This window comes from Hoeflea marina (genome assembly GCF_003182275.1).
GTDB classification, from domain to species: Bacteria; Pseudomonadota; Alphaproteobacteria; order Rhizobiales; family Rhizobiaceae; genus Hoeflea; species Hoeflea marina.
Window position 1 is genome coordinate 499,652 of the sequence record NZ_QGTR01000003.1, and the last position, 12,628, is coordinate 512,279.

At 65.6% G+C, this 12,628-nt stretch carries 13 protein-coding genes; 10 read left to right on the forward strand and 3 right to left on the reverse strand.

The window, feature by feature from the left end; translation table 11 throughout:
• The first annotated feature begins 13 nt into the window (after positions 1-13).
• From DFR52_RS13585 to DFR52_RS13595, 3 genes are read left to right on the forward strand one after another with little or no spacing between them, the layout of a single operon-like run.
• Positions 14-1,474 (forward strand): NAD-dependent succinate-semialdehyde dehydrogenase, encoded by a 1,461-nt coding sequence (locus DFR52_RS13585; protein ID WP_110032501.1) that lies wholly within the window; start codon positions 14-16, stop codon positions 1,472-1,474.
• Positions 1,471-2,391: a PfkB family carbohydrate kinase gene (locus DFR52_RS13590; protein ID WP_110032502.1), complete on the forward strand. Its 921-nt coding sequence runs from the start codon at positions 1,471-1,473 to the stop codon at positions 2,389-2,391. Before DFR52_RS13585 ends, DFR52_RS13590 begins: the two co-directional genes overlap by 4 nt.
• On the forward strand, positions 2,388-3,425 hold the full coding sequence (locus tag DFR52_RS13595; protein WP_110032503.1) for a tagatose 1,6-diphosphate aldolase: 1,038 nt from the start codon (positions 2,388-2,390) through the stop codon (positions 3,423-3,425). The genes DFR52_RS13590 and DFR52_RS13595 overlap by 4 nt, the downstream gene beginning before the upstream one ends.
• Before the next feature lie 251 nt (positions 3,426-3,676).
• Here DFR52_RS13595 and DFR52_RS13600 read toward each other — a convergent pair whose 3' ends face one another.
• Both DFR52_RS13600 and DFR52_RS13605 read right to left on the reverse strand, forming a co-directional pair.
• Positions 3,677-4,090 (reverse strand): YybH family protein, encoded by a 414-nt coding sequence (locus DFR52_RS13600; protein ID WP_110032504.1) that lies wholly within the window; start codon positions 4,088-4,090, stop codon positions 3,677-3,679.
• 23 nt (positions 4,091-4,113) lie between these two features.
• Positions 4,114-4,740 (reverse strand): TetR/AcrR family transcriptional regulator, encoded by a 627-nt coding sequence (locus DFR52_RS13605; protein WP_110032505.1) that lies wholly within the window; start codon positions 4,738-4,740, stop codon positions 4,114-4,116.
• A gap of 159 nt (positions 4,741-4,899) precedes the next feature.
• On the opposite strand from DFR52_RS13605, the gene DFR52_RS13610 reads away from it, so the two are divergent.
• The 7 genes from DFR52_RS13610 (at position 4,900) to fabG (ending at position 11,757) form a co-directional block, all read left to right on the forward strand.
• The gene (locus DFR52_RS13610) at positions 4,900-5,970 is read left to right on the forward strand and encodes an ABC transporter substrate-binding protein (protein ID WP_110032506.1); all 1,071 of its coding nucleotides are present in this window, start codon (positions 4,900-4,902) and stop codon (positions 5,968-5,970) included.
• Positions 5,971-6,119: 149 nt separating this feature from the next.
• Positions 6,120-6,983, forward strand: a complete 864-nt coding sequence (locus DFR52_RS13615) for an ABC transporter permease (RefSeq protein ID WP_110032507.1) — start codon at positions 6,120-6,122, stop codon at positions 6,981-6,983.
• 1 nt (position 6,984) lies between these two features.
• Positions 6,985-7,776, forward strand: a complete 792-nt coding sequence (locus DFR52_RS13620; protein WP_110032508.1) for an ABC transporter permease — start codon at positions 6,985-6,987, stop codon at positions 7,774-7,776.
• The gene (locus tag DFR52_RS25095) at positions 7,773-8,885 is read left to right on the forward strand and encodes an ABC transporter ATP-binding protein (protein WP_110032509.1); all 1,113 of its coding nucleotides are present in this window, start codon (positions 7,773-7,775) and stop codon (positions 8,883-8,885) included. The genes DFR52_RS13620 and DFR52_RS25095 overlap by 4 nt, the downstream gene beginning before the upstream one ends.
• Positions 8,882-9,619, forward strand: a complete 738-nt coding sequence (locus tag DFR52_RS13630) for an MBL fold metallo-hydrolase (RefSeq protein ID WP_110032510.1) — start codon at positions 8,882-8,884, stop codon at positions 9,617-9,619. The genes DFR52_RS25095 and DFR52_RS13630 overlap by 4 nt, the downstream gene beginning before the upstream one ends.
• 103 nt (positions 9,620-9,722) lie before the next feature.
• Positions 9,723-10,853, forward strand: a complete 1,131-nt coding sequence (locus DFR52_RS13635; protein WP_110032511.1) for an extracellular catalytic domain type 1 short-chain-length polyhydroxyalkanoate depolymerase — start codon at positions 9,723-9,725, stop codon at positions 10,851-10,853.
• Positions 10,854-10,977: 124 nt separating this feature from the next.
• On the forward strand, positions 10,978-11,757 hold the full coding sequence (gene fabG / locus DFR52_RS13640; protein ID WP_110032865.1) for a 3-oxoacyl-ACP reductase FabG: 780 nt from the start codon (positions 10,978-10,980) through the stop codon (positions 11,755-11,757).
• 51 nt (positions 11,758-11,808) lie between these two features.
• Here fabG and DFR52_RS13645 read toward each other — a convergent pair whose 3' ends face one another.
• The gene (locus DFR52_RS13645; protein ID WP_110032512.1) at positions 11,809-12,621 is read right to left on the reverse strand and encodes an ABC transporter permease; all 813 of its coding nucleotides are present in this window, start codon (positions 12,619-12,621) and stop codon (positions 11,809-11,811) included.
• Positions 12,622-12,628: the final 7 nt, after the last annotated feature.

Sequence of the window (12,628 nt, forward strand, 5' to 3'; positions counted from 1 at the left end):
CAAGGACACCGCAATGACCGATATCGGGCTCACCGACCCCAGCCTGCTCACCCAGTCCTGCCTCGTGGACGGCAACTGGATTGCCGCCCGGCCGGGCGCGGGCATCGCCGTGCACAATCCCGCGACTGGCGCGCTGATCGCGGAAGTGCCGTCGCTGGACCTCGAACAGATCCGCACGGCCATCGACGCCGCGCACGGCGCACGCAAGGCCTGGGCCGGGCGGCCGGCCAAGGAGCGCGCCAATCTCATCCGCCGCTGGTACGACCTGATCATCGCCAACGCCGACGACCTGGCGCGCATCCTCACCGCCGAGCAGGGCAAGCCGCTGGCAGAGGCCAGGGGCGAGATCGTCGCCAATGCCGCCTATCTCGAATGGTTCGCCGAAGAGGCCAAGCGCGTCTACGGCGACGTCATCCCGTCCCCAGCGGCCGACCGCCGCGTGATGGTGATCAAGCAGCCGGTCGGGGTCTGCGTTGCCATCACACCGTGGAATTTCCCCAACGGCATGATCACCCGCAAGGCCGGGCCCGCTCTGGCAGCCGGTTGCCCGATCATCGTCAAGCCAGCCTCGCAGACGCCATTGTCGGCTCTGGCACTTGGCGTCCTCGCCGAGCGCGCGGGCATTCCCTCCGGCGTGTTTCAGGTGGTGACCGGCAAGGCACGGGATCTCGGCGGCGAATTCTGCGCCAATCCGAAGGTCGCCAAGATCAGCTTCACCGGCTCGACCGAAGTCGGCCGTTGGCTGATCCGAGAGGGCGCCCACGACATCAAGCGGCTGTCGCTGGAGCTCGGCGGCAACGCCCCCTTCATCGTCTTCGAGGACGCCGACCTGGATGCTGCCGTCGATGGCGCGATGATCGCCAAATACCGCAATTCCGGCCAGACCTGTGTCTGCGCCAACCGCTTCTACGTCCACGAGAGCCTGATCGATGACTTTGCTGCAAGGTTGGCGAAGAAGGCGGCAGCGCTGAAAGTGGGGCATGGCAATGAGACCGGCGTCGAACAGGGGCCGCTGATCGACGAAGCCGCGGTTACCAAAATGGAGGTTCACCTTGCCGACGCGCTTGCACACGGCGCGAAACTGGTAACCGGCGGCAAGCGCCATGCTCTCGGCGGCACCTTTTTCGAGCCGACAGTGATCAGCCATGCAGGACAACAGATGAAGCTAGCGCGCGAGGAGACCTTTGCGCCGCTGGCCGCGCTGATCCCGTTCTCAACCGAAGACGAGGTCATCGAGATGGCCAACGACACCGAGTTCGGTCTGGCCAGCTATTTCTACACCCGCGATCTCGCCCGCATGTTCCGGGTCTCCGAGGCGCTCGAAAGCGGCATTGTCGGCGTCAATTCCGGCCTGATCGCCAACGAGATGGCGCCCTTCGGCGGCTACAAGCAGTCAGGCATGGGCCGCGAGGGATCGAAATACGGCATCGAGGACTATCTCGAGATCAAATATATCTGCGTCGCCGGCCTATGAGCGCGTTTCCTCCCCGCGACCCGAACGAGATGCCACATGTCGCCTGCATAGGGCTTTCGGCGCTGGACTATATCTGGACCGTGCCGCGGCTCGCGGACGAGGGCAAGATGCGCGCCGACAGCTTCGCCACCAAGGGCGGAGGCATGGCGGCGACGGCGGCGGTCGCGGTGGCACGGCTCGGCGGCCACGCCCGGTTCCTGGGCCGGGCCGGCGCCGATCCGGAGGGTCGCTTCATGCGCGACGCGCTGGAAGCCGAGCGGGTCGACGTCTCGGCGTTCCGGCTGTTCGAGGACGGCCGTTCGTCGATCTCCAGCGTCTGGGTCGACCGCACGGGTGAGCGCCGCATCGTCAATTTCCGCGGCTCCGGGCTGCCGTCCGATGCCGGCTGGCTGCCGCTGGCCGACATCGGCCGGTGCGGCGCAGTGCTGTCGGACCCGCGATGGCCGGAGGGCACCGAGGCGGCCTTCGCCGCGGCGCGCGCCGCAGGCATTCCCACCGTGCTCGATGCCGACATGGCCGATGCCGACATCTTCGAGCGGCTGCTGCCGCTGACCGACCACGCGATCTTTTCCGAGCCGGCGCTGCATGCCTTTGCTGGCCCAGAGGATCCGCTGGCCCGGGTGGCCGCCCATGGCTGCCGGGTGACGGCGGTGACGCGCGGCGGCCAGGGCGTCGACTGGATCGAGGCCGGCGAACGCCACCACGCCGACGCCTTTCCGGTGGCCGCCATCGACACCACCGGCGCCGGCGACGTCTTCCACGGCGCCTATGCCTTTGCCATCGCCGCCCGGGCGGACAGCCGGGAGGCGATGTCCTTCGCGGCGGCGGCGGCCGCCCTCAAATGCACCCGGCCCGACGGCCGCAGCGGCATTCCCAACCTGCAAGACACGATTCAACTATGGAGAAGCAGACTATGAGCACGATCGGCAAAATGCGCGCCCTCACGCGGATGGCGAACGCAGACGGGTATTTCACCATGGTGGCGCTGGACCAGCGGCCGCCGATGATCGGCGCGATCTCCAAGGCCCGCGGCATCGCCCCCGAGGCCGTCAGCTTCGCCGACATGCTTTCGGCCAAGCGGATGATCGTCAAGGCGCTGGGCGATGCGGCAAGCTCGATGCTGTTTGATCCCAATTACGCCATTCCGGCGGCCATCGACATCCTGCCCTCCAAGACCGGCCTGATCGTCACCCTGGAAGAGCACCGCTTCGAGGACACGCCGACGGGCCGCAAGGGCCGCGCCATCGACAACTGGAGCGTCGAGAAGATCCGCCGCATGGGCGGCAACGGCGTCAAGCTGCTGGTCTGGTACCGCCCCGACGCCAGCCGGGACGTGCTCGACCACCAGCAGGCCTTCGTCCGCGCCGTCGGAGCCGAATGCCGCCGCTACGACATTCCCTTCGTGCTCGAACTGCTGGTCTACCCCTTCCCCAGCAGCGCCAGCCACACCACCGACTATGTCGAATCCGCCGACAAGAAGGCCGAGATGGTCATCGAGAGCGTGCGCGAATTCGCCAAGCCCGAATACGGCGTCGATCTCTACAAGCTGGAGACGCCGCTGCCGGCCGCGTCGCTGCCTGAGATCGGCGACAGCGCGGCCTCGCGCACGGCGGCGGCCGAGTTTGAGACCATCGGCAGGATCTGCCGCGATGCCGGAATTCCCTGGGTGCTGCTGTCGGGCGGCGCGACCCAGGAACAGTTCGAGCGGGTGCTCGGCTACTCCTATGCCGCCGGCGCCCAGGGCTACCTCGCCGGACGCACGATCTGGCTCGATGCCATCGAGACCCACTTTCCCGACGAGGCGAAGGTCATGGCGGCCTTGAAGGCCGATGGACTCGAGCGGCTCCGGGCGCTCGAAGAACTGACCCGGGCCAAGGCCGAGCCGTGGACGGCCAGGTATGACATCGACGGCATCACCCGCGAAGGCGGCTTTGCCGCAGCCTATTGCTGAGGCGACCGAGTCGGCGCACCGCGCCGTCGGACGGGAACTGCATCGTCCCATGCCGTGATGAGATGACGACAGGCATGGGATGAGGCGGGCCCCGCCTGTCACGGCTGCTCCGCACACGCCTGGTGCGGCGCGGCCGGACCACCGGGCACTAAGCACATCGCGTGAATTCAGATTCACGCGACGTGCTTTAGCGCTCTGTGCGTATGCATGCCGTGGTCCCGAGACCGCTGCGCACTTTCGGGCGACATGCATTAGGCCGCAGCCATCGCCATGGCCGAAAGGTGTTCGTGAACGGCCAGCCAGCGGCCGCCGGGCTCGCGGGCAAAGACGATCGTCTCGCGCTCGCTGCTGGTCGTGGTGCTTCCGGCAATCGACACATCGGTTTCCACGGCATGGGTGAAGATGGCCACGTCGCCGGCAAGCTGGACCTTGCGTTCGCTCGAACGGCATCCGAGCACCCGGAAGCCGTCACGGCTTTCCCACAGCGACCACACGGCTTCATATTCCGCACGGTTGGCGAGCGTCCGGTCGAGCGTGTGGAAGACGAAGGTTGCGGCCGGCGAGAATGCCTCGAAATAGGCCTTGCGGTCATGGGCGCCGAAGGCGCGCACAAGCGCGTCCGCGGCCGCCAGCACCGTGGTCGGGATATCGGTCGTGTCGGTCATGGCTGGGCTTCTTTCAGGATGGGTCAAACGGCCTTGACGCTGCTGATCAGCGCGGCGATGGGACGATGCTGCTCCGCGACGCGCAGCTTCAGCTCTTCCAGCGGCATCGAGTCCACCTTGCAGAACTCGATGAACATCATGTTGAGATTGTTGAAGATGACTTCGCCGATGGCGCGGGAGTCGATGCCAACGATGATCACGCCGCGCTGCTGGAGCGTTTCAACGAGCTGAACCACCTGAGCGCACAATCGCTGATCGAGCTCGGTGTAGCGTTTCGAAAGCGGCGTTTCAGGCTGCTGGATCGAGGAGGCCATCGCCGTGCGCCACATCTCCTTGCTGAGATAGACGAGCGAGTGGTCGTAGTACTGGCCAATCAGGACGCGGAGCGCCTCGGCAACATTGAGCGGCGGGCTGGCGACAATCCTATCGCCGGCCTCCAGGACTTCTGTGACCTCCATGGAGACGGTGGCGACGAGGATGTCGCCCTTGTTCTCATAGTAGTTGTAGAGCGTGCCGACCGAGACCTCGGCCAGTTCGGCGATGTCCTCTATGCGGGCGCTGTCGTAGCCCTGAACGCGGAACAGCGTGGTGGCGGCCTCCAGGATGCGGCGATTCCGGTCGGCCTTCTGTCTGGCGCGCAGTCCTGTCACGGGACCCTCCACTGCAATCTCTTCAATATGAAATCTCCTCAAAAATGAAATTGACTTAAAAAATGAATTCATTCAATCTTTTTCTCAAGGTGCCAGGACGAGTGCCATCGGATCAACGCGAAGCCCAGGAGCGGGCCTTCGGATAAAGAGGGAAACGACATGAAAATGACCATCACGGCCGCTGCCGTACGCCGCCTGCTGCTGGCAACCGCCGCCTGTGCCCTGTCCACTGCCGCCGTGGCGCAGGAGGAACTCAATGCGCTCGTCTGGTGCGATCACACCGATCCGGCATTGATCGAGCCCTTCGAAAAGGCCAATGACGTCAAGGTCAATCTGAAGGAGTACGAAGGCACGGGCGCCGGACTGTCGATCGTCGAACAGTCCCGCCCCGGCGATTGGGACGTCTTCGTCATCGACGGAGTCGATGTCCCGCGGGCGATCGACATGGACCTGCTGGCGGAAATCCCGGCAGGCAGGTTGCCCGCGGACGACATCTTCCCGGAGGTGCGCATGGAGGCCAACAACAGCAAGGACGGCAAGATCTATGCCGTGACCGAGAAATTCGGCTACAACACCATCTCCTACGACAAGACCAAGGTTGATCCCAAGGACATGGAGGATCTGTCGATCTTCTGGTCAGACAAGTACAAGGGCCGCATCGCCCTCTACGATTATTACCTGCCGATGATCGGGCTCACCGGACTCGCCATCGGCAAGACCACCGCCGAGCTGACAATGGACGACCTGCCGGCGATCAAGGAAAAGCTGTTCGAGATGAAGAAGGTCGCCCGTCAGGTGAGCGACGTGGTCGCGTCGCAGACCGCCCTTGTCACCGGCGAGGTCGATATCATCCTCGGCGGCGGCGAGTGGGTGACGGCGGGCCTGATGGCGGAAAAGCCCAATCTCGACTGGACAGTGCCGAAGCAGGGCGCGCTTCGCTGGGCGCAGTCGATCGGTGTGTTCAAGGATTCCGCCAAGCAGGACCTGGCGCTGAAATTCGTCGAGTATATCCTTAGTCCGGAAGGCCAGGCGAAGCTCGCCACCTCGTCCTGCTACTGGGGCATGCCGGCCAATGCCAAGGCCGGCGAGCACCTGACCGACCAGCAGAAGACAGCGCTGCGCTGGGACCAGCAGCCCGAATACCTCCGCACGACGCAGCTCTACCCGGTTGTCGATGCGGAGCTGGACGCCGCCATGCAGGATGTCTGGACGGAAATGCTGCAGCAGTAGACGGGACCATCGCAGCCTTCGGCGTGATTGTCCCATCACGCCGAAGGGTCGGCCATGGACGCCGCAATGGGACAGGCCGAGACAGCAGTCATTCTCTAGGATCTCCCCGCACGCGGCAGGAGAGGCAGCATGATCGGAGATCGCACGACATGACCGTCACGCCGCTCGAGCGCGCCGAACAGCGCAAGGCCTGGGGATTTGCGCTGCCCGCACTGGTCTGGACCACCGCCTTTTTCCTGTTTCCGTTCGCCTATATGGCGGCCATCAGCCTCTGGACCCGCAGCGGCGGAAAGATCGTCGCCACCTGGACGCTCGACAACTACGCCGCCTTCTTCGGCAAGTCGCATCTGCTCAAGGCATTGTTGAACTCTCTGGAAGTGACGGCGATCGTGACCGTCATTTCGATCCTGCTTGCCTATCCGCTCGCCTGGATCATCGCCGAACGGGTGCCGAAGCGCTGGCAGCGCATGGCGCTGATCATGGCGATCCTGCCGTTCTGGACGTCCTATGTGGTGCGATCCTATTCCTGGCTTCTGGTGCTCTCGAAGGGCGGCGTGGTCAACCAGACGCTCATCTGGGCGGGGCTGGTCGCCGAGCCGCTTCAATTGTCGGCCAGCCGCACGGGCACGGTCATCGGCTTCGTGCACTTCTTCGTCATGCTGCTGACACTGACCATCTACGCCAACCTGGTGCAGCTCTCGCCGAACTACCGGCGCGCCGCCGCCGATCTGGGTGCCAGCGGCCTGCAGACCTTTCGCCACGTCATCCTGCCGCTGACCCTTCCCGGCATCATGGTCGGGGCCTTCCTCACCTTCGTGCTGTGCATCGGCGACTACATCACGCCGCAGATCCTCGGCGGCAACAACGAATTGCTGCTGCCGCAGGTGATCATGCTGCAACTGGGCCGGCGCGCAGACTTCCCGATGGCCGCGGCCCTGTCGCTGGTGCTGATGGCCGTCGTGACGCTCGCCTATCTCTTCTGCGCCCGCTGGCTGAAGATGGAAAGGACCTGACATGCCGCGCCAATTGCAGACGGCGTTCGCCATTCTCTATGCCGGCGTCCTCTATGGCTTCATCTTCCTTCCCGTCGTGGTGCTGGTGCTGTTCTCCTTCCAGGACGGAACGCTGCCGGTGCCGCCGCTGCACGGGCTGACGCTGCACTGGTACGGCGAGATCTTCGCCGACCGCAAGCTGATGGCGGCACTCGGCAATTCGCTGCTGGTGGCAGTCATCTCCTCGGCGGTTGCCTGCCTGCTCGGCTTTCTCGCGGCCTATGCCTTCGCCCGCTACCGGCTCCCGGCCTCCAACCTGCAGCGCGCCCTTATCGTCGCACCGATGACGGTGAGCACCCTGATTATCGCGCTGGGGCTTCTCTCCGTCTTCAGCCGCCTCGACATCCAGCTGTCGCTGTGGACCGTCGGCGCCGGCCATGTGGTCATCAACCTGCCGCTCTGCTTCGCCATCATCTATGCCTCGATGGGCGCGCACCAGATCAACATCGAACGCGCCGCGCGCGATCTCGGCGCCCGCGACTGGCAGGTGATGCTGCTCGTCACCGCGCCGATGCTGATGCCGTCGATCCTCGCCGCCTTCTTCCTGTCCGTGACCTTCAGTTGGGACGAATTCATCATCGCATTCCTGCTGTCGCGCTTCGACGTCACGCTGCCGGTTGAGATCTGGAGCATGCTGCGCTCCGGTCTCGACCCCAAGACCAATGCCATCGGCAGCGTCGTCTTCCTGATGTCGGTCGTGCTGCTGTTCATGCTCGAACTCATCGTCCTCAGAAAATCCGGGAAGCCCTCATGACCGCCGATGTCTCGATCCGAAACGCCACGAAGGACTTCGGCTCCTTCCGGGCGTTGAACGATGTTTCGCTGGAAATCTCAGCGGGCGAGTTCATCGTGCTGCTCGGACCGTCCGGCTGCGGCAAGACCACCTTGCTGTCCATCCTCGGCGGCTTCCTCGAGCCGACCTCCGGGACGGTCCTGATCGGCGGCCGCGACATGACCCATGTCGCCGCCGCCAGGCGTCCGACCACCACGATGTTCCAGGACTATGCGCTGTTTCCGCACATGTCGCTTCTGGACAATGTCGGCTTCGGCCTGCGCATGCGCGGCCTGGCCAGGTCGGAGCGGCATCGGAAGGCGCTGGCCCATCTCGACCTGGTCGGCCTGCGGATGTCGGCATCGCGAAAGCCGCACGAGTTGTCCGGCGGCCAGCGCCAGCGCGTCGCGCTCGCCCGCGCCCTGGCGGTCGACCCGGATGTGCTGCTGCTCGACGAACCCCTGGGTGCGCTGGACCTCAAGCTGCGCCGGCAGATGCAGGACGAACTGAAGGCGATCCAGCGGCGGGTCGGCACCACCTTCGTGCACGTCACCCATGACCAGGAGGAGGCGATGGCCATCGCCGACCGCATCGTGGTGATGAACCAGGGGCGCATCGAGGACATCGGCCTGCCCACCGACATCTACATGCGGCCGCGCTCGCTGTTTTCCGCCGGCTTCATGGGCGAGGCGAACTTCCTGCCCGCCCGCATCATCGGCGCGGCGGATGGCGAGGTCCGGGTCGAGACCGCGCTCGGCGAGGTGCTGTTGCCTGCGGCAGCGTTTGCCGCAGCCGTCCCCCCGGCGGGCGGGCGGATCACGCTCTGCATCAGGCCGGAGCATTTCCGGCCCGCCGGCGGAGCGGAAGCCAGCGTGGCGCTCGGCCGCGCCTCGATCATCGACAGCGCCTTCTTCGGGGGCCACCACCGCTGCCATCTTCGGCCCGAGGCGGCGCCCGACATGATCCTCACCGCGCATCTGCCGCAGACGGCGCAACCGCGAACCGGCGACCTGATCGATCTCGCGGTCGCCGCCGCCAGCGTCGTCGCGCTTGCCGAAGCACCTGCCTCAACTCAGGGAGACCCGCAATGAAGCCGCGCATCCGGCCGGACGACTGGTACCGCCAGCGCCGCCTCGACGATGATGTCACCGCCATCAGCGAGCCCCATATCCAGGAGTTCTATCGCTGCAACATATGGCATGTGCGCGGTCGGGATCGCGACATGCTGGTCGACAGCGGCATGGGCGTGGTCTCGCTCCGCCAATGGGTTCCACTGGTCACCGAGCGACCGCTGACCGCCGTCGCCAGCCACACCCATTTCGACCACATCGGCTGCCATCACGAATTCGAGTGCCGGGCGGTGCATGCGGCGGAGGCCGGGCTTCTGGCCGATCCGACCCGGCAGAACACTCTCGCCGACCCCTATGTCACCGACGACATCTTCGATGCGCTGCCGCCCGAGCCGTATTGCTCGACATGCTATGCGGTCAAGCGGGCTCCGGCGACGCGGATCCTCGAGGACGGCGACATCATCGATCTCGGCGACCGCTCATTCGAGGTGATCCACACGCCCGGCCATTCCCCGGGCGGGATCGCGCTCTATGAAAAATCCACCGGAATCCTGTTTTCCGGCGACATTCTCTATGACGGCCCGCTGATCGAGGACACCTACCATTCCGACGCCGCTGACTACCTCGCCTCGATGGAGCGGCTGTTGAACCTGCCGGTCCGGCTCGTCCATGGTGGCCATTTTCCAAGCTTCAGCGGCGAACGCTATCGGCATCTGATCTCCGCATGGCTCACCGCCAAACAGAGGACCACGTGATCGGGCCCGAGGTTATTTTGTGCAGCGCAGCAACTTCCTGCTTCATGCCGCGTTGAACCTTTGAACATCGCCAGGACCGGCCGATGCTGTCCGGAGCCACCCCATGACCTTTTTTGCCAAAACTCTCGCCGGGCTTTCGACGCGCAAGCGGCCCGCCGCCGCGCGCCGGGCGACATCGGCGACCGATCTCGCCGAGCTGACCGGATTCGGATCCAATCCGGGCGCACTCTCCGCCAAGATCCATGTGCCCGCCTCGCTGCAGCAAAAGGCGGCACTCGTCGTCGTGCTGCATGGCTGCACCCAGACGGCCTCTGGCTATGACGCGGGATCGGGTTGGTCGCGGCTGGCCGACGAGCAGGGCTTCGCCGTGCTGTTTCCCGAACAGAACCGCGGCAACAACGCCAACCTGTGCTTCAACTGGTTCGAGACCCACGACATCGCCCGCGGCGGCGGCGAGGTGCTGTCGATCCGGCAGATGGTGGACGCGATGATCCGGCAGCACGGACTGGATGATCGCCGGGTCTTCGTCACCGGGCTGTCCGCAGGCGGAGCCATGGCCGGTGCCATGCTGGCGGCCTATCCCGACGTGTTTGCCGGCGGCGCCATCATCGCCGGCCTGCCCTATGCAACGGCGGGCTCGGTGCCGGAGGCGCTTGAGCGGATGCGCGGCGGAAACATGCCCGACACGGCCAGCTTGCAGGCGCGCCTGCGGGAGGCGGTCGATCATTCCGGGCCGTGGCCGACGATCTCCGTCTGGCACGGCACCGACGACAAGACCGTCGTTCCCGCCAATGCGCTGGCGATCATCGAGCAGTGGCGCGGCGTTCACGGCGTTGATGCCGATCCCTCGCACCAGGAGGCAATCGGACGCCACATCCGCCAGGTCTGGCCGGACGCGGACGGCAACGTGCTGATCGAATGCTACAGCATTTCCGGCATGGGCCACGGAACCCCGATCGATCAGGCAAGCGGCTACGGCAAGCGCGCCCCCTTCATGATCGATATCGGCCTCTCCTCGACGGAACTGATTGCCCGGAGCTGGCAGCTCACTGCGTCTTTCGGGCTCGAGCGCCCCTCGCCCGCCGTCAAGACCGCGCCGCGGACGGAGCTTGCCGCAACGCGGGGCAGAAAGGGCGCCAAGCGCGCCAGTGGCGAAAGCCAGCAAGTGCCGCTCGTCGGCAATGTCCAGAAGATCATAGAGGACGCGTTGCGCTCGGCCGGACTGATGAAATAGGCCCTGCTGACCACAGCTGCCGGTCCCGCGGAATCCCGGGCATCGGCACGGCGTCCGCCTCCCCCAAAAGGTGGAGGCGCGCTTGGCCCGACCGCGGTTAAGCTTCCCCATCACGGGGGTGTTCATGCGGTCATCGATCACAGGCAAGGTCGCCATCGTCACCGGCGGATCCAAGGGCATCGGCAAGGGCATCGCGCAGGTGCTCGCCGAGCACGGCGCGCGGCTGATGGTGGTGGCGCGCGGCCGCGAGGCAGCCGAGCAGGCGGTGGGAGAGATCCGCGACGCGGGCGGCGCGGCGGAGCTGTACCTCGGCGACATGGCGGACTGGGATGACGTCCGGGCCATGGTCGAGGCCACCGTGGCGGCCTACGGCGGCGTCGACATCCTGTGCGCCAATGCCGGCGTCTTCCCGGCGAAGAAGATCATCGACATGGAGCCCGAGGACTGGGACGCGGTGATGGCGACCAATCTCAGAAGCGCCTTTCTCTGCGTCAAGGCCTGCATCCCCGCCTTCGAGACCGCAGGCCGGGGCCGCGTGGTGCTGACCTCGTCGATCACCGGGCCGGTCACCGGCTTTCCCGGCTGGTCGCATTACGGCGCTTCGAAGGCCGGCCAGCTGGGTTTCTTGCGCACCGCCGCCATGGAGCTCGCCCGCTACAACACCACCATCAACGCGGTGCTGCCGGGCAACATCGTGACCGAAGGCCTCGGGGATCTCGGCGCCGATTATCTCGCCACCATGGCGGCATCGATTCCGCTCGGGCGGCTGGGTAGCGTCAGCGACATCGGCCATGCGGCGGCGTTCTTCGCCTCCGACGAAGCGGGATATGTGACCGGGCAGACGCTGATTGTCGACGGCGGCCAGGTCCTGCCGGAATCGCTTGAGGCCATGGCCGGCATCTGACCCTGGCTCGGACCTACCGGCCACGGCGAGGTGCGGCTGGCAGCCAGCAGGTCAGACCGCTTCAAGCCTCGACTTGCGCCAGGCCATCAGGCTGAAGGCGGCGTAGCCCAATGCCATGACGATCGCCGCCGCCGCCATGGTGAGCGTGCCGACCGCCGGCACCTGCGGCGTGTAGCCCGACTGGATCTTGGCGCTGATCCATTCCGGAATCGTCGAATCCGCTCCGGACGAGAACAGCGACAGCGGAAAATTTGCCCAGGACAGCAGGAAGGAGAAGGTGAAGCCCGAGAAGATGCCCGGCGCCAGCAGCGGCAGCGTGACTTCCCTCATCACCTGCCAGCGCGTCGCGCCGAGATCGAAGGCCGCCTCCTCGACGGCCGGATCGAAGGCATAGACCTGGATGGAGATGACCAATGTGGCAATCGGCGCGATCCAGACGAGATGGGCAAACACGGTCGCCTGCCAGGTCGGCGTGATCCCCAGCGCGGTGAACCACAAGAGCAGCGCCAGACCCAGGACCGCCTGCGGAAACAGGATCGGCAGCAGGATCAGCTTCTGGTAGATGCGGCGGCCGGCCCAGTCATAGCGGGCAAAGGCGAGCGCCCCGAAGAAGGCTATGACGGTGGCGACGACGCCGACGGTGATGGCGACGACGAGCGAGGTCGAGAACAGCTCGCGGATCGAGAGCGACTCGTAGACCTTGGCGTACCACTCGGTCGACCAGTCCGGGATCGGGAACTTGAAGTAGCGCGACCGGGAGAACGAGGCCAGCGCCACCGTCAGCATCGGCAGATACATGAATGCGATCAGCAGGCCGATTGCGCTCCCGTAGATCCATTTCGCCGTCCTGCTCACGTCATCCATGATCGTG

What these genes read in the sequence shown, in the direction of transcription:
- DFR52_RS13585 (WP_110032501.1), top strand. Translation starts at nt 14, where the DNA reads ATGACCGATATCGGGCTCACCGACCCCAGCCTGCTCACCCAGTCCTGC.
- DFR52_RS13590 (WP_110032502.1), top strand. Translation starts at nt 1,471, where the DNA reads ATGAGCGCGTTTCCTCCCCGCGACCCGAACGAGATGCCACATGTCGCC.
- DFR52_RS13595 (WP_110032503.1), top strand. Translation starts at nt 2,388, where the DNA reads ATGAGCACGATCGGCAAAATGCGCGCCCTCACGCGGATGGCGAACGCA.
- DFR52_RS13600 (WP_110032504.1), bottom strand. Translation starts at nt 4,090, where the DNA reads ATGACCGACACGACCGATATCCCGACCACGGTGCTGGCGGCCGCGGAC.
- DFR52_RS13610 (WP_110032506.1), top strand. Translation starts at nt 4,900, where the DNA reads ATGAAAATGACCATCACGGCCGCTGCCGTACGCCGCCTGCTGCTGGCA.
- DFR52_RS13615 (WP_110032507.1), top strand. Translation starts at nt 6,120, where the DNA reads ATGACCGTCACGCCGCTCGAGCGCGCCGAACAGCGCAAGGCCTGGGGA.
- DFR52_RS13620 (WP_110032508.1), top strand. Translation starts at nt 6,985, where the DNA reads ATGCCGCGCCAATTGCAGACGGCGTTCGCCATTCTCTATGCCGGCGTC.
- DFR52_RS25095 (WP_110032509.1), top strand. Translation starts at nt 7,773, where the DNA reads ATGACCGCCGATGTCTCGATCCGAAACGCCACGAAGGACTTCGGCTCC.
- DFR52_RS13630 (WP_110032510.1), top strand. Translation starts at nt 8,882, where the DNA reads ATGAAGCCGCGCATCCGGCCGGACGACTGGTACCGCCAGCGCCGCCTC.
- DFR52_RS13635 (WP_110032511.1), top strand. Translation starts at nt 9,723, where the DNA reads ATGACCTTTTTTGCCAAAACTCTCGCCGGGCTTTCGACGCGCAAGCGG.
- fabG (WP_110032865.1), top strand. Translation starts at nt 10,978, where the DNA reads ATGCGGTCATCGATCACAGGCAAGGTCGCCATCGTCACCGGCGGATCC.
- DFR52_RS13645 (WP_110032512.1), bottom strand. Translation starts at nt 12,621, where the DNA reads ATGGATGACGTGAGCAGGACGGCGAAATGGATCTACGGGAGCGCAATC.